Raw genomic sequence first — 25,894 nt, 5'->3', positions numbered from 1 at the left:
GGCTTAAATCCTCTTCCAAACGGCTTTGCGCTCAACAAGACATTTTGCAAGCGTTGCAGCGTCAGTTAAACTAACGCCAAATTTTGTTAACGATAAACCTTCATGTCTAAAGCAGTTGTAGTGTTCAGTGGTGGCCAAGACTCCACAACCTGTCTAATACAGGCGTTAAACCAATACGATGAAGTTCACGCTATCACCTTTGATTATGGACAACGACATCGACAAGAGATCGACGTTGCCAAGCAACTCGGTGAGCAGCTTGGCGTTATCAGCCATAAAGTTCTCGATGTAACGGTATTGAATGAGCTGGCAATTTCAGCATTAACTCGTGATGCCATTGAAGTATCTAACGAGCTAATGGCCAATGGATTACCCAATACCTTTGTGCCGGGCAGAAATATTTTATTCCTCACTTTGGCGGGGATTTATGCCTACCAACTGGGGGCTGATACAGTGATCACTGGGGTGTGTGAAACTGACTTTTCGGGCTATCCTGACTGCCGAGATCAATTTGTTAAGGCGATGCAATCGGCCTTAGAGCAAGGCATGGATCGCAACTTGACCATTGAAACGCCATTAATGTGGCTTAATAAGGCACAAACTTGGGCGCTGGCCGATAAATACCACAGCCTAGCGCTTATTCGCGATAGCACCCTCACCTGCTACAACGGCATCATAGGTGATGGTTGTGGTACTTGCCCTGCCTGTCTATTGCGTAGCCAAGGGCTACAAGACTATTTAGACAATAAGACAAGAGTCATGGCTGAGCTTAACCGCCAATGCTAAGTTCATTAAAATCAAGTTCGAAACCCTATGGGCTAGTGCTACTCATAAGCATTGTCTGTATCGCGCTCTATTTTGCCCCGTTCGATAGTAGCCTCGCCTATCGTAAAGCGGCCATTACCCAAGGTGAATGGTGGCGCTTATTGACAGGCAACTTGCTGCATACCAATGCTTGGCATTTGGCGATGAATCTCGGCGGATTATGGGTATTGGCGTTTTTACATGAGATGCATTACCGCGCAGCAAACTTTAGCCTGCTGTTTGTCCTGTTGTGCTTATTACAGGGGGTAGGGCTTTACTGGGGGTTTCCCACTTTACTCGGTTATGTAGGGCTTAGCGGTATGTTACATGGCTTAGTGACCTATGGTGCCCTAAAAGATATCCAACGCGGTATACGCTCAGGTTATCTCTTGTTAGTCGGTGTGTGCGCTAAAGTCGCTTACGAACAAATCTATGGGGCGAGTAAGCAGATCACCCAACTGATCGATGCCCGCGTTGCCACCGAATCGCATTTAATCGGAGTGTTCACGGGCATATTAGTGTTTATTGGCTATAAGCTTATTCGGCGCTGGTCCAAATAAACTGACAAATAAATAAGTCATCACCCCTACATCCTTCCGCTAACGGATGTGGGGGGATTTATCCACTCTACTTTTATCTCATTAACGACTCAACGCTCATTAGATTTAGGCTTTTATTAAAGCCTCTCTTAACGCATGGACTTGATCACGTAGCGCCGCGGCTTGTTCAAACTCAAGATCGCGCGCATGTTGATGCATGCGTTTTTCCAACTCATCAATTTGATGGCTCAGGGTCGCGGCATCTGCAGCAACATAATCCCCTTTAGGTTCGGCCACTTTATGATAGGAAGGTAGCACCCTTGCGGTATGCTCGTTGCCGCCGATATCCATCACATCGGTGATCCGCTTTGACAACCCTTTAGGGGTAATGCCATGTTCCAAGTTATATTGACGCTGTTTTTCTCGCCGCCTTTCGGTCTCATCAATCGCCTTAGCCATCGATTTAGTGATCTTATCACCATAAAGGATCACCTTGCCGTTTACGTTACGCGCTGCGCGGCCTATGGTCTGAATCAGCGAGCGCTCAGAACGTAAGAAGCCTTCTTTGTCTGCATCTAAAATACAGACTAAGGAGACTTCTGGCATATCGAGTCCTTCACGTAGCAGGTTAATCCCAACAAGCACATCGAACACCCCTTTACGTAGATCGCGAATGATCTCCACCCGCTCTACCGTATCAATATCTGAGTGTAAGTAGCGCACCTTCACTCCATGTTCATCTAAGTACTCGGTAAGATCTTCTGACATGCGCTTAGTCAGCGTGGTCACCAATACCCGCTCGTTCACCGCAACCCGTTTACCAATCTCTGATAATAGGTCATCGACCTGTATTCCAACCGGACGCACTTCAATCTCGGGATCCAGTAGCCCTGTTGGGCGCACAACCTGCTCGGCGATTTCGCCATCACTCTTGTCGATCTCATATTGCGCAGGCGTGGCTGAAACAAACACGCTTTGAGGCATTAAGGCTTCAAACTCTTCAAATTTGAGCGGGCGATTATCTAACGCCGACGGCAAGCGGAAACCGTATTCCACTAGATTCATTTTACGCGAGCGGTCACCTTTATACATGGCGCCAATTTGCGGTATGGTCACATGAGATTCATCGATGATCAGTAAACCGTCAGCGGGCAGATAATCCAGCAAGGTCGGTGGCCCCTCTCCTGGGCGGCGACCTGATAAGTAACGCGAGTAGTTCTCGATCCCCGAGCAATAGCCCAGTTCGGTCATCATTTCGATATCATACTGCACGCGCTCGGAGATCCGCTGAGCTTCAATAAGCTTATTATTATCCAATAGGTACTGTTTACGCAGACGAAGCTCAGCCTTGATCTCTTCGGTCGCGGCAATAATTTTCTCCCGTGGCGTCACATAGTGGGTCTTGGGATAAACCGTGGTTCTAGCTATACGCTGTAAGATATGCCCCGTTAATGGGTCAAATAGGCTAAGTCTGTCGATTTCATCGTCAAACAGTTCAACGCGGATCGCATCTCGCTCCGAATCAGCCGGGAAAATATCGATCACCTCTCCTCTGACCCTAAACGTGCCGCGCTGCAACTCTATGTCATTACGGGTATATTGTAATTCACTTAAGCGCTGCAATATCTCGCGCTGCCCCATTAAGTCGCCCTGACGCAGATGCAACAACATTTTCAGGTAAGAATCAGGATCCCCCAGACCATAAATAGCCGATACCGAGGCGATCAATACCACATCTTTACGCTCCAACAGTGCTTTGGTTGCCGATAAGCGCATCTGTTCAATATGGGCATTCACCGACGCATCCTTTTCGATAAAGGTATTGGTCGATGGTACATAGGCTTCAGGTTGGTAGTAATCGTAGTAAGAAACAAAGTATTCAACGGCATTATGAGGAAAAAACTCTTTCATCTCGCCATACAGTTGCGCCGCCAAGGTCTTATTGGGTGCCATGATAATGGTCGGACGCTGTAACTGCTGTATGACATTAGCAACGGTGAAGGTTTTGCCAGATCCTGTCACCCCAAGCAATGTCTGGCACGCTAGGCCTGACTCAATGCCGTCAACCAACTTCTTTATTGCGGTAGGTTGATCGCCGGCGGGCTGGTAATGGGAGACAAGTTGAAACGATGATTCACTCAATGGGACACTCCTAACTAGTTCAGCAGACCATCTTAATCGACCGAGTGACTTTAGCCAATCGCGTTAGGAGGATTTAGCCAAACGATATAGATAGAACAGTCCGATGGGGTTAAGTGATAAATTGCCACACCCGCGAGCTAGATGAAACTTTAATACAAGGTTAATAATATGGCATTAGTGCCATTAACTCGCGTCAAGCCCAACACTGTAGCGACATTAATACACAAGAGACTCCATCAAATTTATTACATATTTACAACGGCCAGAAAAGATCTAGATTATGGCTATTGATTTTATTAAACATTTGATATTAAACAAATAATAAAAAAACAATTAAATTTAGTCATTTTAAGTACAATCCGCAATCTACAAGGGTTTGAAGGCCTATTTTTTGGCTAACCCACAGGTTTATCCACAGATTTAGTGGATAACTCTTACAACCTCAGTGCCATCGCGGCTTTGCCTTAGATGGACTGATTATAAGTTGAGAGGTAAATCTATGTAATTTTACTACATTTGACGAAGTTAACCCAAATAGCCCAATCACTATTAAGGCTATTGTGATATCGAACAACTGCTTACCTTATTACTTTAAGCGTAGTGCCAATAATAATGTCGACAAGATAACCAAAGTGCACACTAAGCCAGCATGATGGGCATTAGATGAGCACTTAACCACATAATTACTCTTTTTTTTCTCACCATGAGTTGACTCATGTCTAAGAGCGATTTAATATGCGCTCCGTCTTCAACGACGAGTTGCTTTATACGTTTCCCCTGTAGTTCAGTTGGTAGAACGGCGGACTGTTAATCCGTATGTCACTGGTTCGAGTCCAGTCTGGGGAGCCAAAGCAATAAGATGTAGTAGATAAGTATAATGCGTTTCCCCTGTAGTTCAGTTGGTAGAACGGCGGACTGTTAATCCGTATGTCACTGGTTCGAGTCCAGTCTGGGGAGCCAACGCAGTACAAACAGTGTAAGATACAATGTTAGTGTAAATTAGCATTGAAAAAGTTAAAGCGTTTCCCCTGTAGTTCAGTTGGTAGAACGGCGGACTGTTAATCCGTATGTCACTGGTTCGAGTCCAGTCTGGGGAGCCAAACTTTTAAATCAAACACTAAAAATTAAGTATCGATTCCCCTGTAGTTCAGTTGGTAGAACGGCGGACTGTTAATCCGTATGTCACTGGTTCGAGTCCAGTCTGGGGAGCCACTTAATTAACGTAGTAATATGAAATATCGATTCCCCTGTAGTTCAGTTGGTAGAACGGCGGACTGTTAATCCGTATGTCACTGGTTCGAGTCCAGTCTGGGGAGCCATTTCTTTAGTTATACCCTCCTTCTACAATAACATTCCGCTTTAATAAATAATCAGTTAGACTAGCAGTCAATCAATTGGGATCAATTTAATTCGCTAGAGATTCTGGACTCACTGTTTATGGGCGTTACTAAAACATTTCACCTTATTTTGCTGACAGTATTCGGCATTATCTCCTTTTTTAGTTATCAGCATGAACAGCAACGCGCATCGGCTATGGCCGCTCAATCATTACAAGACTATGTGCAAAATCCACTATGGCAGACCTCACTGCCTCGTGACGGTCATGCCCTCTATGCTCTCTTAAGTCCCGAGCATCATTTTCAATTTTTTCAATATATTCACCAATTAGATGGAGCCCTTAGCTACACCAGCGGTCAGTTACATCCTGTAAATAATGACATTATTGGTGCGCTCTTTAACCAAGAACTTAACGACACACGATCCTTGTCCCAGGGCAGATTGCAAGTCAAGTTAGATAACCGTCATATCACCAACTCAGCAAAACAGCGTTTTCTTCAGGCGTTAACTGTCATTTGGCTAACTTATCTAGTTATTAGTTTGCTGTTTAGTATGTTGATGATGCGCCTCAGTCGAGCGATCCGTTATGCCAGTGCCTATATTGCAAACTTGTCTGAACTTAAATTTGACGCATTAGCCCACTCTTACTTTCGCGGCGAACTAGCCCCACTGGGACAAGCATTAGAGAGATGCCGTACTTCACTTAACCGCGCATTTGATGAGATGCAACAACATAATGACAAACTCAACAAAGAAGCCTATCAAGATCCAATAACATTATTTAGCACCCGGGCTAAATTCACCCAAAAGCTCGACGGTTTGGCCCAACCTGGAAAGCAATTCGGAGCCATGGCAATAATTAAAGCCACTGAGCTTGGCCAAATAAATCAATCACAAGGTCGCGAAGCCGGTGATAATTATTTAGCAGGAGTGGCTGCCTGTATACGAAAAAGTATACAAGACTTTGCTTATGCAGAATGTTTTCGCATTTCGAGCGCTGACTTTGCGCTATTTATCCCCGATATGACACTTAAAGATGCCCAGCCTTTACTGCATAATTTAAAGGCTAATTTTGACCTATTTCAACAGACTATCGATGCTGAATCTGTCGCTTATACCGGCTTAATCCCTTACCAGCAAGGCAATCAAGCCTTGTCACTTATTTACCTTGGCGATGCCGCAGTTAGCATTGCCCAAACCATGGGCCCCAATAGTGTCCATATTCACGAAAAACTCAACGGAGATGAGTTATTTGGGGATTCAAAATGGAAAGTGGCCATTAACGATATCATCAAACGTCGTGCCCTTAAATTTCATGCACAAGATATTCAGCCTTGCCGCGGCGCCGATAAAATTTATCGAGAACTTTTAGCCCGATTTTACAGCAGCCAAGGTAAGTTTTTACCCACAGGCACTGTGATTGCTATGGCTGAGCGCCATGGGCTCAATGTTGATTTAGATAAAATGATTATTCTCAGCACCTTCAAAGTACTTATCGACAACCCTAACTTAGAAGGCGCCTTTGGGATCAACATCAGTTCAAACTCAATAACACAACCCGCCTTTATTGCCTGGCTTAAAGCGCTTTTTGTGCATCAGCGTCAAATTGCCAGTCGAATCGTATTAGAGGTCAATGAAGCGGGAATGCAAGCCAATATCAATCTGGCACACAAATTTGTTAGAGAGATGCACGGTGTCGGGGCTCGCGTCTCAGTAGAACATTTTGGTATGGGATTCACCTCCTTTAAATTTTTTAAAGAAGTACGCCCAGATTTTATTAAGCTCGACGGTAGCTACACCCAAGATATTGAATCTGACCATAATCGCTTCTTTGTTAAAATGATCGTCGATGTGGCGCGTAAACAGTCCATTAGCGTTATTGCTTCAAGCATCGAACGCCAAGAACAAAAGCTGCTATTAGAACACTTACTTGTTGATGGATTGCAAGGCTATTACATCGCTAAGCCCCATCCCATTACACTGCGAGATGAACAATCCTCAGCCAGTTAAACCGTAAATGAAATAATCCCTGCATTCTATGTGTTGTTTATCGATGCCGAAAGGTCGATAATAGCCGTTAAATTAGATATAGATAACCGATTGAGATGAGCGAATATCTCCTGCTTTTGGTCGGCACTGTGCTGGTCAACAACTTTGTTTTAGTTAAATTTCTCGGATTATGTCCCTTTATGGGCGTCTCCAGCAAACTAGAGTCCGCAATAGGTATGTCGATGGCGACCACCTTTGTGCTTACGCTTGCCTCCATTTTGAGTTATCTGGTCGACAACTACTTATTACAGCCTTTTGAATTAGGCTACCTGCGGACCATGGCCTTCATTTTGGTGATTGCCGTCGTGGTGCAGTTCACCGAAATGTTAATCCAAAAAACCAGTGCATCTCTGCATCGCGCACTGGGGATCTACCTGCCGCTGATCACCACTAACTGCGCCGTTTTAGGGGTGGCACTGCTCAACGTTAATGAACACCATGATTTCATCGAGTCTGCAATTTACGGCTTTGGCGCCGCTGCAGGCTTCTCCCTGGTACTTATTCTCTTCTCCGCCATGCGTGAGCGCCTTGCCGCTGCAGATGTGCCATCCCCCTTTAGAGGTGGCGCAATCGCCATGATCACCGCCGGTTTAATGTCGCTGGCCTTTATGGGCTTTACAGGTTTGGTAAATTAACCATGTTTGAGATCGTCATCGCCATTATATTATTAGGATTACTCGCGCTATTTTTTGGCGCACTACTAGGATTTGCCGCCGAAAAGTTTAAGGTCGAAGGCAACCCCGTGGTCGAGCAAGCCGAAGCCTTATTACCACAAACTCAATGTGGCCAATGTGGCTACCCTGGTTGTCGCCCCTACGCCGAAGCCATTGCCAATGGCGAAAAAATTAACAAATGCCCACCTGGTGGTACTGCCACCATGGAAAAGCTCGCCGAGTTAATGGGCGTAGAACCTGAACCCTTGACCGCCACCGCCGAAACCCAAATCAAAAAAGTGGCCTACATTCGCGAAGAAGAGTGTATTGGTTGCACTAAATGTATTCAGGCCTGTCCTGTCGATGCCATTTTAGGTACCGGCAAGCAGATGCACACAGTCATTGCAGATTACTGCACTGGCTGCGATCTGTGCGTTGAACCTTGCCCCGTCGACTGCATCGACATGTTGCCCGTGACCCCAAGCATTCAAAATTGGAATTGGAAACTTAACGCCATTCCCGTCACCACCATTAGCGAGGAAGCCAAGTGTTAACTTTATTTGAACAAATTGATAAAGGAACACTGTGGCGCGTGGCGGGAGGAATTCACCCGCCTGAGTTTAAAACCTTATCAAATCAAGCTAATATCGCCAGTTTACCTTTGGCTGAGCAATATATCATCCCGATCCCTCAGGTGGGCGAAAGCTGCACCTTGGCGGTTGGCGTCGGCGATACGGTGGCCCAAGGGCAACGGCTCACCCAGGGAGACAGCTTTCGTCATCTGCCTGTACACGCACCAGTATCGGGCCAGATTGCGGCTATCGAAACGCGCCCAAGCAACCACGCCTCGGGCTTGCCTGTGTTGTGCTGTATCATAGATAACGATCATCAGCAGCGGCTTTTTCCTGCTATCCATGCGCCATTAAGCCAAGATGACGTTAAAGCGATGGCCAGTGATGAGATTCTCACCAGAGTCCAACGGGCAGGCGTTGCCGGACTTGGCGGCGCGGCGTTTCCAACCCACATCAAATTAAAACCGGTCAGTGATATTGAGCTATTGATCATCAATGGTGTCGAATGTGAACCCTACATCACCTCCGATGATCGTTTGATGCGCGAACATAGCACCGAGATTGTCCGCGGCATCGAGATTATTCATCAGTTACTAAGCCCCAAACGTATCGTCATCGCCATCGAGGACAACAAACCTCAAGCCATTGAGCAGATGACACATGCCCTCAACAACAGCGACTTACCAGCCCAGTGCGCGCGGGTCACCGCCATACCCACGGTATATCCTTCTGGCGGTGAAAAACAACTGATCCAAATCATTACCGGTCAAGAGGTGCCATCGGGTGCCATTCCAGCCAACTTAGGGATTTTGGTGCAAAATGTCGGCACCGCCTTTAGCATTGAGCAAGCCGTCTATTGTAACGCGCCGCTGATAGAGCGAGTGGTTACCTTAACGGGTAATAATATCGGCCAACCGGGTAATTATTGGGTGCCAATTGGCACGCCCATCGAACACCTATTACATTGCGCTCAATTTAAGGGGGATGATCACTCCCCGATTATTATTGGCGGCCCGATGATGGGTTACATGTTGCCCAATCGACAAGCGCCACTGCTTAAAGGCACAAACTGTATACTGGCCCCCGATAGCAATGAAATCGCTCCGCCGGCTCCAGAGATGCCATGCATTCGCTGCGGCGAGTGTGCCCAAGCCTGCCCTGCGGGTTTGTTACCCCAGCAGCTGTTTTGGCATGCCAAAGCCGAAGAATACGATAAAGCGGCCAGCTATAACCTTAGAGATTGCATCGAATGTGGTTGCTGCAGTTATGTCTGCCCAAGTGACATTCCCTTGGTGGAATATTACCGGGTCGCTAAATCGGCACTGCGAGTTGAAGCCGAAGAGAAGAAACAAGCAGAGCTGGCCAAACAGCGTTTCGATTCGCGTATGCTGCGCTTAGAACAAGAAAAACGCGCCCGTGAAGAAAAAGCCAAACAAGCGGCACAAAAACGTAAAGCCGCCATGTCTGGCACAGATAAAGATGCCGTCGCCGCGGCAATGGCACGGATAAAAGCCAAAAAGGCGGCTGAAACTGCCACTACAGCTGCGCCCACATCCAACACTGAGGGCAGTGCAAATGCAAGCAACACGGCGACCCAAGATAAAGTAGCCGCCGCTATTGCCCGCGCCAAAGCAAAAAAGGCCGCTCAACTGGCGCAAAGCAGCGATGCGCATCAACAAGCTGAGCCAAACGATGTAAATGTCAACAACGCTCCATCAGCGGCGCCATTGAGTGAGGCCGAGGCCAAGAAGGCCAAAATCGCTGCGGCGGTCGCTAAAGCCAAGGCAAAAAAAGCTGCCCAGCTGGCGCAAAGCAGCGATAAAAATGAGCAAGCTAACACCAATGATGCAGACACCAGCGTCGCTCCATCAGCGGCGCCAGTAAGTGAGGCTGAGGCCAAAAAGGCCAAAATCGCTGCCGCGGTCGCTAAAGCCAAGGCAAAAAAAGTTGCCCAGCTGGCGCAAAGCAGCGAGGCCCCATCATCAACGCCAGTAAGTGGTACAAGTGAAGCTGACCAGCAAGATAAAGCCGCTGATAGTATTGATGCTAATAGTATTGAGCTATCGGCAGCAGAGATTAAGCAACAACGTATTGCCGCCGCAGTGGCAAAAGCAAAGGCCAAAAAACTGGTCAAGGCCGCTAGTGCAGCTCAAGATGATGAGCACGAGGATTAATCATGGCTTTTAAGATGGCATCTTCGCCCCATATAAATACGAGTGCACAAACCAGCACATTAATGCTCAAGGTCATGGCCTGTGCACTACCCGGTGTGCTGGCTCAATGTTACTTCTTCGGCTGGGGCGCGATTATCCAAGTGCTACTGTCTATCGCCGTTGCGATGGCCACTGAAGCGGCGGTTTTATCGTTACGTAAGCGCCCAGTTTGGCCAACATTAAGTGATAATAGCGCCGCACTTACGGGGTTATTGGTCGGCGTGGCCATTCCTGCGCTTGCCCCTTGGTGGATTAGTGTCATTGGTGTGATATTTGCCATTTTAGTGGTTAAACACCTCTATGGTGGCTTAGGTAACAATATCTTTAATCCGGCGATGGCAGCTTATGTCATGCTGCTGATCTCCTTTCCCTTACAGATGACTACCTGGGTGGCGCCAGCAGGCGCAGCGCTCAACGATGTCAGCTTATTGGCAAGCTTGCAGATTATTTTTCAAGGGATAAGCCCTGCAGAAGTATTAGCCTATCGCGCCGGTTTTGACGGCATGAGTATGGCGACCCCGCTCGATGCGATTAAAACCTCGCTTTCAACGGGACTGACCATCAATGAGGCACTGGAAAAGCCTACCTTTGAAAACGGCTTTGGCATTGGCTGGGTATGGATTAATGTCGCCTATCTGTTTGGCGGTTTATGTATGCTTAAACTTAAGCTGATCCGCTGGCATATTAGCGGCGCTATTATCGGCAGCTTATTTGTCTGCGCCAGTATCGGCTATCTATTAAGCCCCGACACTCATACGGGCCCATTACTGCATCTATTTTCTGGCGCGACCATGATTGCAGCCTTTTTTATCGCCACCGATCCGGTTACTGCGGCAACCAGCGTTAAAGGGCGCTTACTATTTGGTGCATTAATCGGGGTATTGGTTTACAGCATTCGCAGCTTTGGGGGGTATCCTGATGCATTCGCCTTTGCTGTATTGTTAGCCAATCTGTGTGCGCCGTTTATCGACTATTATGTGAAGCCTCGCGCCTATGGCCATCGAGCAAGCCGTTAAGTCATGCTCAGGAGAGTAAATTGAAACGTTCTATTGTTAAAAATGGCAGTTTATTGGGGTTATTTGCACTGCTGTGCACCGCCTTAGTTGCCATGGTTAATCTGTTTACTGCCGATCGTATTAAGCAGCAACAAGATCTGCAATTAATGCGTACTCTGCATCAGATCATTCCCGATGAGATACATGACAACGCCTTAATTGAACATTGTATTTTAATCCATGACGCTGCCGCGCTTGGCGTGGATGAACCTTTACCCGCTTATATCGCCAGCCAACAAGGTACACCTGTGGCCATCGCCATCGAGACCGTCGCACCGGATGGTTATAATGGCCAAATCAAATTGATTGTCGCCATAGATGTGCAAGGTAAGGTGCTCGGCGTGCGCACCCTAGCCCATAATGAAACTCCTGGGCTGGGTGATAAAATTGAGTTGCGTAAATCAGATTGGGTCTACCTGTTTAATCAGCAGCAGCTGAACGATGACAATGATAAGCTGTGGGCCGTTAAAAAAGACGGCGGACAATTTGACCAATTTACTGGCGCAACAATCACCCCCAGAGCCTATGTCGGCGCGGTAAAACGTACCCTGCAGTATTTTAATGCTAACCAAGCACAACTGCTTAACCGCCCAGCTAATTGTGAGGTTTCCTATGAGTAATTATCGCGATATTGCCTGGCAAGGCTTATGGAAAAACAATCCAGGACTGGTGCAATTATTGGGCTTATGCCCATTGCTGGCCGTAACCGCTACCCTAACAAACGCCATCGGGTTGGGTTTAGCGACCTTAGTCGTATTGGTTGGCTCCAACATCTTAGTATCGCTAGTGAGAGACTTCGTCCCTAAAGAGATCCGTATTCCGGTATTTGTGATGATTATCGCGGCGCTCGTGACCTGCGTACAACTGCTGATCAACGCTTACGCCTACGGTTTATATCTGTCACTGGGGATCTTTTTGCCGCTGATTGTCACTAACTGCGTGATCATCGGTCGCGCCGAAGCCTTTGCCTCGCGTAATACCGTCAGCAAAGCCGCTTTCGATGGTTTAATGATGGGCCTCGGCTTTACCTTTGTCTTGATGGTGTTAGGGGCGTGCCGTGAAATTTTAGGTCAAGGCACCCTTTTCGATGGCGCTAATCTACTGCTTGGCGACTGGGCGGCCGATCTGACCATCCATTTCTGGCAAGTAGACACCAATTTCTTGCTTGCCATGCTCCCACCGGGGGCATTTATCGCCATGGGCTTTTTAATCGCCGCCAAAAATATCATCGATGACAAGATTGCCGCGCATCGCCCTGCCCCAGAGCCAGAGCAAGCCGTGACCCGAGTTAGAATTACCAAGGTAAGTTAATCGATGAATAACGAAAAACGCCGCCAAATATTAGAGATCCTGCGTAGCAATAATCCTAAGCCGGAGACAGAACTTAACTTTGCATCACCGTTTGAACTCTTGGTTGCCGTCACCTTGTCGGCCCAAGCAACTGATGTGAGTGTTAACAAGGCCACTGATAAACTGTTTCCTGTGGCAAATACTGCCCAAGCCATTTTAGACTTAGGGGTTGATGGCTTAAAACAGTACATTAAAACCATAGGCCTATATAACAATAAGGCCATTAACGTCATCAAAGCCTGCCAAATATTAGTCGAGCAATATGCAGGGGAAGTGCCCGAGAACAGAGAAGCCCTCGAAGCCTTACCTGGTGTGGGCAGAAAAACCGCTAATGTGGTGCTTAATACCGCTTTTGGCTGGCCGACCATTGCGGTGGATACTCACATCTTTCGCGTTGCCAATCGCACTAAATTTGCCATGGGGAAAAATGTCGATCAGGTTGAGCAGAAGATGTTAAAAGTCGTACCAGCTGAATTTAAGGTCGATGTACATCATTGGTTCATCTTACAAGGTCGCTATACCTGCTTGGCCCGTAAGCCTCGCTGTGGCAGCTGTATTATTGAAGAGTTGTGCGAGTTTAAAGACAAAGTCTATCCTGACGAAGACTGAGGCTAGCCCTATCGCAAGCGGCTTTTATGCCCAAGCAGACTCAAGTTATCTGCCAACAAAAAAGCCGCTAATGCGGCTTTTTTTTAGATATCGATAACCTCATCAAATTAAGAGACAGTGCATTTTTACCACACAGTGGCTCTTTGGCTTGTTCAGCGGCGTCATCCATGTCGCTTAGCTTATTCAGCATGAGCGCTTGGGCCTTGACGTAAAAGCTGCTCATTAACCCCTTTCATTGAAACAACACACCAGTTATCAATATCAACAGCGGTTTAGAACATTGATACAAAGAATATTGATAGCACCAGAGCGATGGTGACAGCTAAGCCTAAGGCCATTTTTAATTCGCTAGACATGATTAAACTCCTTTAAGTACGTTAAGTCATTATGCGGCTAAAGCAGATTTGCACCAAAGTATTTACTGAATTCTGTGACCTCAGTCATAGGCGCTATAGTGGCAATATGACAGGAGGCCTGTGCACCTTTCTAGTCATGCTTTAGTAATGCCACAGTTACTATTAAAGTGATTGGCTACTGATTCAGGTGGTGAGTAGTAGGCTACTATTATTGAGCCTAATCCTATGTTTAAACAGACTTTAGCGACCTTTTAGGCAGAGATGACCACTGACCTTAATTAGGGGTATAATGGCCGCCATCTTAAACCAGAATAAGAGGTCTTCATGGCACAACTTCTTCACACTATGCTTAGAGTTGGCAATCTCGAACGCAGCATCCATTTTTATACTGAAATCCTTGGCATGAAACTGCTTAGACAATCTGAAAACCCAGAATACCGTTATACCCTCGCCTTTGTCGGATTTGACGACGAAAGCACAGGTGCCGCAGTGGTAGAGTTGACCTATAACTGGGATACCGATAGCTATGATCTAGGCACAGGGTTTGGCCACCTTGCCATTGGCGAAGCCGATATCTACAGTCGCTGTGCTGCAATTGAAGCCGCCGGAGGTAAAGTGACCCGTCAACCCGGCCCTGTTGCCGGTGGTAGTACTGAAATTGCCTTCGTTGAAGATCCAGACGGCTATAAAATTGAATTTATTCAACTTAACTCGGCGCAACAAGGCCTAGGTTAAAACGTTAGCTGACTTAAATAACGTTTTCTGACGCTAACGGCTATCGCCAAGTCAGCTATGTTAAAGCAGCAAGTTAAGCATAAAAAAAGCGCCCTAAGGCGCTTTTTTATTTTAGCTCTTGATACTCAGCAATGCATCGCTGAATACCTCAAGCTAATTATCGATTAAAACTTGAACGTCACACCAGCAAAGTACTGACGACCTACCGTGTCATAGACTTCAGGTACCGTACCGCCGTCACTGCCGTTAGACACACGTGATGGCTCTTCATCGGTCAAGTTCTTCACACCAGCGCTCATGGTCCACGCGTCGTTTAGGAAGTAAGTTGCCGACAAGTTGTGATACAGAATCGCATCCACTTTATTGCCTTCGGCTAAATCTTCCATTTCACCGATATAACGGTTGAAGTACATTAGGTTCCAACTATCTTGACCAGCCTTAATACTGAAGTTATTACGCACTTCTGCATAGGCACCGAAGTTACCGTCGATAGTGTCGGTATAGTCAATACCGTCTTGCTCGAAGTTAAGCAAGTAAGTGGTATCGTTAACAATCGCCCAATCTAATCCTAAACCTTCAAAGTTGTAGGCTAGGTTAAAGTCGATACCGCTAGTGTCTTGAGTACCCACGTTAGTTAGCGAGTTAGTTAAGTTATCTAGATCGCCATTCGGACCGATGTTAAAGGTTTCGCATGCGCTCTGATCGCCAGCAAAACAGTCTTTAAGGCCAGCTTGTGTGTCTAAACGCGCAATCGCGTTATCCACTTTAAAGCGCCAGTAATCAAGCGTTAACGACATGCCTTCAACATAGCTTGGTGAATATACTAAACCGGCAGTATAAGAGTCAGACTCTTCTGGCTGTAAGTTTTCATCTGATGTACGGTTAACCAAAATCTGAGGATCTAGTGCATTGCCCCAAGGATCATCAAGATAATCGTACGAACCTGAGTTACCGCCGTATAACTCGCTTACACTTGGTGCACGGAAACCGGTTGCAGCCACTGCGCGCAGCATTAAATCATCAGTTGCTTCATAGGTCAGGCCTATTTTCCACGTTGATGCATTACCAAAAGTCGAATACTCGTCAAAACGCAGTGCAAATTCACCAGTTAACTTCTCAGTGAAAGGTACGCTCACCTCTTGATAGACAGAGATAACGTTATAATCGCCATCGGTAGGATCTTGCTGCGCTGAGGTACTTTCACCCGCAACTACGATTGGGTCTGGATTATAGTAACCACTTTCGCTGCGATATTCTGCGCCGATGGCAAAGCCAACAGCACCTGCATCAAGCTCAAACAGTTCACCGTTTAGACCTGCAGATAATACATGTTGCTCGTTACCACCATCTGCTTGTTCGCTGTAGCTTACGCTATTAAGCAAATCGGCATCGGTAACAGGCTGCCCTGTGAACCATGCATCTTGATTGGCGTAGATGGCATTAGTCATCAAGGCGCCATTGATTGAGTTTTCAACCGATGTGCTAGCCTTGTTCTTACCATAGGTGTAGGACAAGTCCCAGTTCATGCCAGTATGCACATCCAGTGCACCTTCAACACCAATTGACGCACGCAAAGTATCAGTATCTTGCTTATAGATACGTGGACCGACGTCATTCATACGTTTTCTATAATTAACAAGGCCTTTATCATCGGCCACAATACCAGCACTGGCCATATCGGCATCGATATCGATACACTCGAGCGTGTTTTGACCCGGCACACAGACATCTAGCATTAGATTGGCTGGTTGCGGCGCCAACTGTTGGCTGGACTTACGCTTGGTGTATAACACGTCAGCGTTAAAGATAATATCGTCGCTCAACTCTTGTGTCATGTTGGCAAACAAGCTGTAACGTTCACTCGGCGTTTGATAGTAGCTATCTTGGGTATAATCATAACCCCAATCACGCTCTACCCAGTTACCATTTTCATCTTTGATCAAACCGCCTAATGAACCATTTGGCAAAAATGAACTCGCGCCAGGCGTAGTCCAATCACGATCAGACTGGATCACACCACGACGGTCAGAATAAGCAGCACCAATGGTGTAATTACCTTTATCTGTGTTGAAACCGTATAGCGCACTGATATCGCCGTTTTCACCATCACCTTTATCGGTAGCACCACCGTTTAGGTCGATTTGGAAACCTTCGAAATCTTTCTTAGTGATGATGTTCACCACACCAGCAATAGCATCAGAGCCATAAACTGCTGAAGCACCATCTTTTAATATTTCAACACGGGCGATCATAGCAACAGGGATAGAGTTCAAATCCACTGCACTATCGGCACCAGAACCCGAGTTAACCATGCGGCGGCCATTTAGCAGTACTAGCGTACGCTGTGAACCCATACCACGAAGATCAACCTGAGCGATACCGTCAGCACCGTTATTGGTGCTAGAGCCCACTGCGGCGCCCGCCATAGACGTTTGTGCTTGTAGCATCTGATCTACCGAAGTAAAACCTTCTGCTTTAATTGAGGCCGCGTCGATAACGGTAACAGGAGAAGCCGTTTCCATGTCTTTACGTTGAATACGTGAACCAGTAACGGCAATACGCTCAAACGATGCGCTTTCTTCTGCAGCAATGGCATTGCTTGAGGCAATAAAACCACTGGTAGAGACTGAAGCAATTAATCCCAACTTAATTGCAGATGCTAATTTTGTTCTTATCATGTAACGATAACTCCCTTGCCTTCATTATTATTGCACGCTGTTAACTATTAATATTTATTCAGCGTTGGGCCTGATACTGTCTCGTCACTTAACACACGTCAACAACCACAATTTTTAACTATTGATAATAAAAAGTTAATAAACATAGTAGTAGCGATAACAATTAAGCGCGTTAATTAAGCGCAACTATAGATTAATGTCGTGATTTGAGGTTTTTTGTTTATAAAATAGCTACCGATCACGTTTTTAAAGCCAAGAATCACATACATACAAGCAACAACGTAAATACCAAAAAATGTGACGCGAATCACGCTTTACCGGTTATTATGACGCTTCCCGCCTAAACTGACGTTAAAAAAGACAGTGTTAATTAATTAACAATTAGCAGGTTTGGTATTAATAATGTGATGCTTACCATCGCGTATATGTTTAAATTGAGCGCCAAATACCATGGCGGTTAACGCATTAATCAATAGCCTTTAGTTAGAGAATACTGTCATTATTTACCTATTTACTCTATTTGTTGCCCTATTTAATGTTGACGCCGAGAAGCACTCGTCTAATTTACAAACTAAAAGCATCGCATTTAACAAAGGCGATACAATTAGAGGGGGAAGGTTGGATTATTGCTTTGCAGACTGAAATTTCGATCGATTGTTAATTAATTAACAATCCAAGTGGTGGGGATCATTCATGCACAAATAGTGAATAGCCAGTAGATCAAGATTAGCGAGTAATGCTACAACCTAAGCATGATAACGCTGTCAACTCGCGCTAGATAAAGCACAAGCAAACGCACATAACAACGCAGCGCGGCCCATTTAATATAAACGAATCGCGCTGTCGTTAAGTAAAGCTGATAAGTCTGAGATTCGGTTAATCAGGCTTAATCAAATTGAAATGTTGATAGGCACGTGGCGTAGCAATACGCCCTCTTGGGGTGCGTTGTATAAAGCCTTGTTGGATTAAAAACGGTTCGAGTACATCTTCGATAGTCTCTCGCTCCTCACCAATCGCAGCGGCTAAATTGTCTAAGCCAACGGGGCCCCCCATAAATTTATCGATGATCGCCAGTAACAGTTTACGATCCATATAATCGAACCCTTCAACATCGACATCGAGCATATCCAGTGCACTTTCGGCTACATATTTAGTGATCTCGCCATCGTGTTTTACCTCGGCGTAATCCCTTACCCGGCGCAATAAACGGTTGGCGATACGCGGTGTACCGCGAGCGCGACGCGCCACTTCAAGAGCGCCATCATCCTCAATTGGTAAGCCGAGTACCTTAGCTGAGCGGGTCACAATGCTACTGAGATCGGCAACATTATAGAACTCTAAACGCAGTGGGATACCAAAACGCGCGCGCAGTGGCGAGGTTAATGCGCCCGCTCGTGTGGTTGCGCCGATCAAGGTAAAGGGCGGTAACTCCAGTTTAATCGATCGCGCCGCAGGTCCCTCACCTATCATGATATCGAGCTGATAATCTTCCATTGCCGGATACAAGATCTCTTCCACCACAGGACTGAGGCGATGGATCTCGTCGATAAACAGCACATCGCCCTCTTCAAGGTTGGTTAACAACGCGGCTAAATCGCCTGCTTTTTCCAGTACTGGGCCTGAAGTGGACTTAATATTGACCCCCATCTCATTAGCCACAATCATGGCTAAGGTGGTTTTACCCAGACCTGGCGGGCCATAAATCAACATGTGATCCAGCGCTTCGCCGCGTTTCTGCGCGGCTTCAATAAACACTTTAAGCTGCGCGCGGGTATCATCTTGACCTGTATACTCATCGAGTAACTTAGGTCGCATCGCTCTGTCTATCTGCTCATCACGTTCCTCAATACCTTGAGGTTGCGCCTGAATTAATCGATCGGCTTCTATCATTTTTTTCTCACTTAACAGGCTATAACATCGACTTTAACGCGGCTTTGATCAAGGTTTCTGAGTCCATATCTTCTTGATACACCCCAGAGACAGCCTTACTCGCTTGTGCGGGTTTATAACCTAACGACAATAATGCCGCGATGGCATCTTCTTCGGCTGAATTGACCTGTGGCTTAGCTGAGTAGTTTGATTGCAAGACAAATTCACGCTCAGAGCCTTGTGAAGCTTCCATTAGGCTCTTCAGTTTATCGCGCATCTCGACTAATAAACGTTCGGCGGTTTTCTTGCCGACGCCCGGCAACTTAACTAAGGTCGCAATATCATCGTGTTCAACGCATTTAACAAACTCACTGGCAGTCATACCTGAGAGAATCGTTAATGCTAATTTCGGCCCCACCCCATTGGTTTTAATCAATAAACGAAATAATGCACGTTCTTGTTTGGTGACAAAACCGTACAAGAGCTGCGCATCCTCACGCACCACAAAATGGGTGTAAATCACCGCTTCTTGGTTTAAGTCGGGTAACTCATAAAAACTGGTCAGTGGTAGCTGTAATTCATAGCCCACACCGCTAACATCGAGCAAGACTTCCGGCGCTTGTTTCTCTACTAATAAACCCCGTAAACGACCAATCATCTGTATCTTCCGTATGTTCTGCTACTGGCTTTACCGCCCATGGCGATCAGGCTCTGATAGGTATGAAAATGGCATACTGCAACGCCTAAAGCATCAGCCGCATCGGCTTGGGGCGCTGCTGGTAAGGTTAATATTTGCTGGATCATGTGTTGTACTTGAGACTTTTGCGCCCGTCCAGTCCCCACCACGGCATTTTTTATCTGGGTGGCTGAATATTCAGCTACCGGTAAATTGGCATTGGTGGCGGCCACTATCGCCGCGCCGCGCGCCTGTCCCAGCTTTAAGGCTGAGTCGGCATTCTTTGCCATAAAAACCCGTTCAATGGCGAATTCGTCGGGTTGATATTGACGAATAATTTCGCTAATGCCATCAAAAATAATTTTTAAACGAGAGGGTAAATCATCGGCTTGGGTGCGAATGCAACCACTGCCAAGGTAAATTTGGTGTCTTCCCTGACACTGGATAACGCCATAACCTGTGATCCGCGATCCTGGGTCAACACCTAAAATGATGGGCATGGCATTACTCTAAGGCCTGTAATATATCATCGGCAATCTCTGCGTTATGATACACCTCTTGTACATCATCATGATCTTCAAGATTATCAATAAGTCGTAGAAACTTAGGTGCGGTATCGGCATCCAATTCCGCTTTGGTCGACGGTACCATGGTCACTTCAGCATTCACAGCTTCAAGGCCTGCTGCGTCTAACGCATCTTTAACCGCGCCAAAATCTTCGGGGGTGGTGTAAACGTCAATTGAGCCATCATCATGGGTCACCACATCATCGGCGCCGGCATCGAGCGCCGCGTCCATAATGGTGTCTTCATCACAGCCTTCATCAAAGGAGATCACGCCGCGCTTTTCAAACAGATAAGCGACAGAACCGTCGGTGCCTAAGTTACCACCCGATTTACTAAAGGCATTACGTACGCCTGATACGGTGCGGTTGCGATTGTCGGTCATGGTCTCAACCATCACCGCAGTGCCGCCTGGCCCATAGCCTTCGTACATAATGGTTTCTAATACTTGACCATCGAGTTCACCAGCGCCGCGCTTAATAGCACGCTCTACTGTGTCACGGGTCATGTTGTTGGATAAGGCTTTATCGATAGCGGCGCGCAAACGTGGGTTAGAATCGGGATCTGAGCCCCCTTCGCGGGCGGCGACGGTCAATTCGCGAATGAATTTAGTGAATAATTTACCGCGTTTGGCATCTTGCGCTGCTTTACGGTGCTTGATGTTGGCCCATTTACTGTGACCGGCCATAACTGACTCCTTATTTCGAAACGTTCTCGAAAAAGCCGAGCTTTCGCTCGGCTATGTTTATCTTGTTATTCTGCGTCTTGCTTGGCTTCAGGTTTAGCTTCAACCACTGAGATGCCTAGCTCATCGAGCTGAACCGGGTTGGCAAAGCCTGGGGCATTAGTTAGCGGACAGGCCGCCGTGGTGGTTTTAGGGAACGCCATGACATCACGAATCGACGTGGCGCCAGTCATCAACATCACGATACGGTCAAGGCCGAAGGCTAAGCCTGCATGTGGTGGCGTGCCGTACTTTAACGCCTCGAGTAAGAAGCCAAATTTCTCTTGGGCTTCCTCATCATTAATGCCCAAAATGCGGAATACCGCTGACTGCATTTCACTGTTGTGAATACGCACTGAACCACCACCGAGCTCACAACCGTTGAGCACCATATCGTATGCATCAGAGATAGCTGCCGTTGGATTAGCTTCAAGCTCTGCGGGGCTGATGCCACTTGGCGCAGTGAATGGGTGATGCATGGCATGTAAACCGCCATCCGATGTGCGCTCAAACATTGGGAAGTCCACAACCCACAGCGGTTTCCACTCACCTTGCAGCAAGTTGAAATCTTCACCCACTTTCAGACGTAGTGCCCCCATTGCCTCGGCAACGATATTCGCTTTATCGGCACCAAATAAGATTAAGTCGCCATTAGCTGCATTGGTGCGACTTAAAATAGCGTTAACCACCTCTTCGCTAAGGAACTTAAGCACGGGAGATTGAATCCCTTCAAGCCCTTTTTCTAGCTCATTGACCTTCATCCAGGCTAGCCCTTTGGCACCATAGATGTTGACATATTTGCCATATTCATCAAGTTGCTTACGCGACAGCGAAGCGCCACCAGGCACGCACAATACGGCGACGCGACCATCAACATCGTTAGCAGGTTCTTGGAATACCTTAAAGTCGACGTCTTTAACTAAGTCTGCTACGTCAATTAATTCAAGCGGGTTACGCAGATCTGGCTTATCAGATCCGAAACGACGCATCGCTTCTGCAAAGGTCATCTTAGGGAATTCGCCTAAGTCGACATTCAGTAACTCTTTAAACAGACCGCGAACCATCTCTTCAGTCTTGTCCATCACCTGTGCTGATGACATAAACGAGGTTTCGATATCGATTTGGGTGAATTCAGGTTGACGGTCGGCGCGTAAGTCTTCGTCACGGAAACACTTAACAATTTGATAGTATCGATCGAAACCTGACATCATCAACAACTGTTTAAACAGTTGTGGCGACTGTGGCAAGGCAAAGAATTGGCCTTTATAAGTGCGGCTTGGCACTAAATAATCGCGCGCGCCTTCCGGTGTCGCCTTGGTCAAAATAGGCGTTTCAATGTCAAGGAAACCATTGCCATCGAGGAAACGACGCACGGCACTGGTTACCTTTGAGCGAAATACAATACGCTCCGCCATTTCTGGGCGACGTAAATCTAAGTAGCGATACTTAAGACGCTGCTCTTCGGTGTTATGCTGGTTTTTGTCCATGTTGATGGGCAGTGGCGCAGCGCTGTTAAGAATACGCAACTCTTTACCCAAAATTTCAATTTCGCCAGTACGCATCTGGTCATTGACTTGGCTTGTAGGACGAGCACGCACAAGCCCTTTAACTTGTACACAGAACTCACCGCGCAAAGTACTGGCAATATCAAACACTTCAGGCAAGTCTGGATCATACACAACCTGAACAATACCCTCACGATCGCGGAGATCTAGAAAAACAACACCACCTAAATCACGGCTACGATTAACCCAACCGACAAGAGTGACTTCTTCTCCAACATGAGACCCGTTGACGTCTCCACAATAATGACTGCGCATCTAACCCTTTCCTTTCATCCACAAAGCGGTGCTTGAGGAATATTCAATACATGACAAAAGCGGCATTATAGTGAAATATTGCCGATTTCAAAACAACTTCATCGTCTTAACATGAAGTAAACCTGTGGGGTGGGCAAATATCCAGCAATTGACGATTAACCGTCGATATGATCACGCACTACGATAGCCACTAGCACCTTGTGCAGCGGCTCGCGATAATCGCTCATCGGCTTTTTTGAGTATTTCAACCGCACTGTCGCCATCGCGTGGGAACATGGCCACCCCAATATTGACCGATAGTGCCACATCTTCAGCATCGATAGCAAAAGGTGCCGAGCAACTATCAATAATCGCCTCGGCCACTTGGCAGACCTGAGTCATCTCTTTGCTGTGATTCAGGATAGCCACCCACTGCTCATCGTTAAATTTGGCCAAAGTATCAGATTTTCTCACTAAGGCGGTGACCTTATCTCGCGCTATGGCCATCAGTTGCTGAGTTTTAGCGGCACCGAGGCGCTGCTGGAGCTGTGTTAGGTTGCTAAAGCCGATAAACAGCACGGCAAAAGGTTGCATTTCACGGCGATGGGTTAATATCGCTTGCGTTAATCTGTCGTCTAATAAACTGCGGTTTGGCAGGCCAGTTAACGGATCGAGCTGCAAAGGCAATGAAGAGGGAAATACCTCTCTAGCATAAGGGCGCCTTGTCACATAGAACCACAATAAGCCCACCATCAAGATCAATGTGACCACCAGCAACAGATAAAAAGCTTGTTGCCAACCAATGGCCATAACGGTGCTGGGGGACTCTTGTTCAATCCAACGCTGATAAATTTGTTGTTGCTGCGCGGTAGACAATTGCGCAATCGCTTTATCGAGCAGTGGCACTAAAGGGTGCAACTCTGGCGTTAAGGCAAAATGGCTCTGCTGATCGGAGTAATCGGCTAGCACCGACATTTTCAATTGCTTGTGGTCGCTGTCGCTGAGCTCAAGCCCCATGTTAAGCACTTTTTCAATAAAACCATCGGCGGTGCCTTGCAAGACAGCGTCGATCCCTGCACGCGTATTGGGCACTAAAATCAGCTCTATCCCTAAGGTGTTATTCATCAACTGCGGGATCAAATGATAACCTTCAACGATAGCCAATCGTTTCCCGCTCATCTGCGCCAAACTAAATACCAAAGCGTTATTGAGATTAGTGACCAAGCCCCAGGGGGATGGCCAATAAGGGGCCGAAAACACCAGATCTTTTTCACGTTCAGCGGTTAAGGCGACACTGCCGACAATATCGATATCGCCTCGCTTGAGCGCTGCCAACATGCTACTCCAGTCACCGAACATCACGGGAATAAACCTCAAATTCAATTGCGCGGCCAAACGCTCGCTAATGTCGTGGTTGATCCCCTGAAACAGCCCCTCTTCACCTTGAAATTCCATCGGTGGCCAATCTTGCAGATAACCGAGGTTAAGTGGCCTAAGATTGGCCAAATAGTGTTGCTGCAAAGGGCTGAGTGGCAACTCAGTGGGGCTGGCCTTTACCGTCCTGTCGTGACTGTCTAATATCCATTTACTTTCGAGATTAGCCAGTTCGGTCGCCGAGATGAGGTTAAATCCGGCGTGAATACGTTTAATTAGCCCCTCATCTTCACTGCGTGTTAAAGCAAATATATCGCTGGTGAATGTGAGCTGCCGATAAGGGTAAAAGTCTTGCCAAACGTCAGCCTTAAGTAAATAGTGTTGTGTCCAAGCCGCAGCCGCGACAAACGCTTTGATATCACCATGCTCTACTGCAGCAATCATCTGTTGAACATTATCATATAAGCGCAGTTCACTGTTGGGTAACGCTTGAGCCAATTGGCTTAAATAAGGCTCTGACCTAATCGCCCCAATCCCTTGGCCCAACAAGCTGTCGAGACTGGTTAACCTCTGCTTATAACTAAACAGATGATGATCAACTTGATAGGTCCGCCACACTGGACGTAAATTAGCGTAAGCGCTATCGGCCAAAGCAACGGAAGTGATGGCCTCAATGTCGCGGTTAGCTCCCTCTGAAGAAGGCCACCCTTTATTAAGTGGGTAACCAATGTGGATATCTGCGCGGCGATAGGTCACATCTTCTAAGGTTTCATTAAGAGGCTTAGCCCGAAAATCGACGGCAATGCCCGTTTTTTGTGACCACAACTTCCAGATATCGATATACAACCCATGGGGCTCACCATCTCCACCGATATCGACATAAGGTTCAAATCCCACAGGTGCGGCAATAATCAAACGGTTAGTATCGCGGCTAAAGCCCAACCAATGCTTTTCTATCTCAGCACGTCTAGTTGGCGTGATCAGTTGAAAACCTTGATTAATGCGAGTCTGTAATGCTTGATCACTTTGTTTAACGGCAGGCAGAATAGGAATGGTTTTAATCAATAATCGATGGCTTAATGGAAAGGCTTCCATCACCGCTCGGCTCACCGCCTTATCGCGTAGATACCCTTCCATTCCCGCAAACACATCAACTTCGCCGTTAATCACGCCATTGAGCAAGGCATCGCGCGTATCATAGTAGCGAAAATTAAGACCACTTAACTGGCTGATTAAATTTGCTTCATGGGACGAGCCACTCACAACGCCAATACGGTATGGCAGTAAGTCGTGCAAACGGGTTTTATCCTTAAGTGATTTACGCAGATAAAGGTAAGTGTTAACCGACGAAATGGCATCGGCAAAATCATAGGTATTATCACGTGACTCGGTATACCCCATGCCAATATGAATATCGGCATGGCCTTGGGTCAATTGTTCGAGTGAAGCGTGCCAATCTAAAGGTTTAAATTCAATTGCCCTGCCCGTCTGCGCCGCCCATTCACGCCACAAATCGACCAAAACGCCTTTAGGTTCACCATTATCATCAACAAACTGATAGGGAAAACTGTCAATGCCCATGACTAAGACTAACGGCTGCGGCTTTGCCGTATCGGCGTACACCGATATCGACATACATAACACCATGGCGAGGATGAAACGATAAAGTAATTCCAATGATCTTCCCTAGAACGTCAAGGCGTTGTGAAATATATGTTGATATTAAGGTATTAGACCGAATTTTCTCTAGAATTTCCAGTGCTAGACTTGCTGCTAGCGCTGATGTTTCGCTAGAA

Annotated in this window: 20 protein-coding genes and 5 tRNA genes; 16 read left to right on the top strand and 9 right to left on the bottom strand. The window is 46.8% G+C overall.

Annotated elements, in window-relative coordinates:
• Window positions 1-102: 102 nt before the first annotated feature.
• Together queC and rrtA are read left to right on the top strand one after the other, a co-directional pair.
• Entirely contained in the window at window positions 103-786 is a 684-nt protein-coding gene (gene queC, locus AC5YB1_RS09870) for a 7-cyano-7-deazaguanine synthase QueC (protein WP_475514074.1), read from the top strand.
• Complete coding sequence (gene rrtA, locus AC5YB1_RS09865; protein WP_475514075.1) at window positions 780-1,364, top strand: rhombosortase; 585 nt, start codon at window positions 780-782, stop codon at window positions 1,362-1,364. Before queC ends, rrtA begins: the two co-directional genes overlap by 7 nt.
• A gap of 105 nt (window positions 1,365-1,469) precedes the next feature.
• On the opposite strand, the gene uvrB is transcribed toward rrtA, so the two are convergent.
• Window positions 1,470-3,485 carry an excinuclease ABC subunit UvrB gene (gene uvrB, locus AC5YB1_RS09860; protein WP_494519019.1) on the bottom strand — a complete coding sequence of 672 codons (2,016 nt, stop codon included), beginning with the start codon at window positions 3,483-3,485 and terminating at the stop codon, window positions 1,470-1,472.
• A 773-nt stretch (window positions 3,486-4,258) separates the two neighbouring features.
• Here uvrB and AC5YB1_RS09855 point away from each other — a divergent pair.
• From AC5YB1_RS09855 to nth, 13 genes are all read left to right on the top strand, one after another.
• A tRNA-Asn gene (locus AC5YB1_RS09855) sits at window positions 4,259-4,334 on the top strand.
• Between the two features lie 35 nt (window positions 4,335-4,369).
• A tRNA-Asn gene (locus tag AC5YB1_RS09850) sits at window positions 4,370-4,445 on the top strand.
• Between the two features lie 64 nt (window positions 4,446-4,509).
• Window positions 4,510-4,585 (top strand) — tRNA-Asn (locus AC5YB1_RS09845).
• 36 nt (window positions 4,586-4,621) lie between these two features.
• Window positions 4,622-4,697, top strand: a tRNA-Asn gene (locus AC5YB1_RS09840).
• A gap of 31 nt (window positions 4,698-4,728) precedes the next feature.
• Window positions 4,729-4,804: transfer RNA gene (locus AC5YB1_RS09835), tRNA-Asn, on the top strand.
• Window positions 4,805-4,922: 118 nt separating this feature from the next.
• Window positions 4,923-6,833, top strand: a complete 1,911-nt coding sequence (locus AC5YB1_RS09830) for an EAL domain-containing protein (protein WP_494519018.1) — start codon at window positions 4,923-4,925, stop codon at window positions 6,831-6,833.
• A gap of 95 nt (window positions 6,834-6,928) precedes the next feature.
• On the top strand, window positions 6,929-7,507 hold the full coding sequence (rsxA, locus tag AC5YB1_RS09825; RefSeq protein WP_494519017.1) for an electron transport complex subunit RsxA: 579 nt from the start codon (window positions 6,929-6,931) through the stop codon (window positions 7,505-7,507).
• A 2-nt stretch (window positions 7,508-7,509) separates the two neighbouring features.
• Window positions 7,510-8,079 (top strand): electron transport complex subunit RsxB, encoded by a 570-nt coding sequence (gene rsxB, locus AC5YB1_RS09820; protein ID WP_494519016.1) that lies wholly within the window; start codon window positions 7,510-7,512, stop codon window positions 8,077-8,079.
• Window positions 8,073-10,271 (top strand): electron transport complex subunit RsxC, encoded by a 2,199-nt coding sequence (rsxC, locus tag AC5YB1_RS09815; RefSeq protein WP_494519015.1) that lies wholly within the window; start codon window positions 8,073-8,075, stop codon window positions 10,269-10,271. The genes rsxB and rsxC overlap by 7 nt, the downstream gene beginning before the upstream one ends.
• A gap of 2 nt (window positions 10,272-10,273) precedes the next feature.
• Entirely contained in the window at window positions 10,274-11,326 is a 1,053-nt protein-coding gene (rsxD, locus tag AC5YB1_RS09810; RefSeq protein WP_475514081.1) for an electron transport complex subunit RsxD, read from the top strand.
• 20 nt (window positions 11,327-11,346) lie between these two features.
• The gene (gene rsxG, locus AC5YB1_RS09805) at window positions 11,347-11,985 is read left to right on the top strand and encodes an electron transport complex subunit RsxG (protein WP_475514082.1); all 639 of its coding nucleotides are present in this window, start codon (window positions 11,347-11,349) and stop codon (window positions 11,983-11,985) included.
• Entirely contained in the window at window positions 11,978-12,676 is a 699-nt protein-coding gene (locus tag AC5YB1_RS09800; protein WP_494519014.1) for an electron transport complex subunit E, read from the top strand. The genes rsxG and AC5YB1_RS09800 overlap by 8 nt, the downstream gene beginning before the upstream one ends.
• A gap of 3 nt (window positions 12,677-12,679) precedes the next feature.
• The gene (nth, locus tag AC5YB1_RS09795) at window positions 12,680-13,324 is read left to right on the top strand and encodes an endonuclease III (protein ID WP_494519013.1); all 645 of its coding nucleotides are present in this window, start codon (window positions 12,680-12,682) and stop codon (window positions 13,322-13,324) included.
• 67 nt (window positions 13,325-13,391) lie between these two features.
• Here nth and AC5YB1_RS09790 read toward each other — a convergent pair whose 3' ends face one another.
• Entirely contained in the window at window positions 13,392-13,547 is a 156-nt protein-coding gene (locus tag AC5YB1_RS09790) for a hypothetical protein (RefSeq protein ID WP_494519012.1), read from the bottom strand.
• A gap of 457 nt (window positions 13,548-14,004) precedes the next feature.
• On the opposite strand from AC5YB1_RS09790, the gene gloA reads away from it, so the two are divergent.
• Window positions 14,005-14,415: a lactoylglutathione lyase gene (gene gloA, locus AC5YB1_RS09785; RefSeq protein ID WP_475514085.1), complete on the top strand. Its 411-nt coding sequence runs from the start codon at window positions 14,005-14,007 to the stop codon at window positions 14,413-14,415.
• 164 nt (window positions 14,416-14,579) lie between these two features.
• Here the strand turns inward: gloA and AC5YB1_RS09780 are convergent, their stop codons facing one another.
• The 7 genes from AC5YB1_RS09780 to AC5YB1_RS09750 form a co-directional block, all read right to left on the bottom strand.
• Window positions 14,580-17,093 carry a TonB-dependent receptor plug domain-containing protein gene (locus tag AC5YB1_RS09780; protein ID WP_494519011.1) on the bottom strand — a complete coding sequence of 838 codons (2,514 nt, stop codon included), beginning with the start codon at window positions 17,091-17,093 and terminating at the stop codon, window positions 14,580-14,582.
• Window positions 17,094-17,969: 876 nt separating this feature from the next.
• Window positions 17,970-18,983, bottom strand: a complete 1,014-nt coding sequence (gene ruvB, locus AC5YB1_RS09775; protein WP_475514086.1) for a Holliday junction branch migration DNA helicase RuvB — start codon at window positions 18,981-18,983, stop codon at window positions 17,970-17,972.
• A gap of 19 nt (window positions 18,984-19,002) precedes the next feature.
• Complete coding sequence (ruvA, locus tag AC5YB1_RS09770) at window positions 19,003-19,620, bottom strand: Holliday junction branch migration protein RuvA (RefSeq protein ID WP_494519010.1); 618 nt, start codon at window positions 19,618-19,620, stop codon at window positions 19,003-19,005.
• On the bottom strand, window positions 19,617-20,138 hold the full coding sequence (gene ruvC / locus AC5YB1_RS09765) for a crossover junction endodeoxyribonuclease RuvC (RefSeq protein ID WP_110457740.1): 522 nt from the start codon (window positions 20,136-20,138) through the stop codon (window positions 19,617-19,619). The genes ruvA and ruvC overlap by 4 nt, the downstream gene beginning before the upstream one ends.
• A 4-nt stretch (window positions 20,139-20,142) precedes the next feature.
• A complete protein-coding gene (locus tag AC5YB1_RS09760) occupies window positions 20,143-20,889 on the bottom strand; it encodes a YebC/PmpR family DNA-binding transcriptional regulator (protein WP_110457741.1) in 747 nt (248 codons plus the stop codon).
• A 65-nt stretch (window positions 20,890-20,954) separates the two neighbouring features.
• The gene (gene aspS / locus AC5YB1_RS09755) at window positions 20,955-22,745 is read right to left on the bottom strand and encodes an aspartate--tRNA ligase (RefSeq protein WP_494519009.1); all 1,791 of its coding nucleotides are present in this window, start codon (window positions 22,743-22,745) and stop codon (window positions 20,955-20,957) included.
• A 171-nt stretch (window positions 22,746-22,916) separates the two neighbouring features.
• Entirely contained in the window at window positions 22,917-25,775 is a 2,859-nt protein-coding gene (locus AC5YB1_RS09750; protein WP_494519008.1) for a transporter substrate-binding domain-containing protein, read from the bottom strand.
• Window positions 25,776-25,894 lie beyond the last annotated feature (119 nt).

The organism is Shewanella sp. 433 (genome assembly GCF_059338565.1).
Note: the sequence above shows the minus strand (reverse complement) of the source record. Positions and strands in the feature narration are given on the sequence as shown.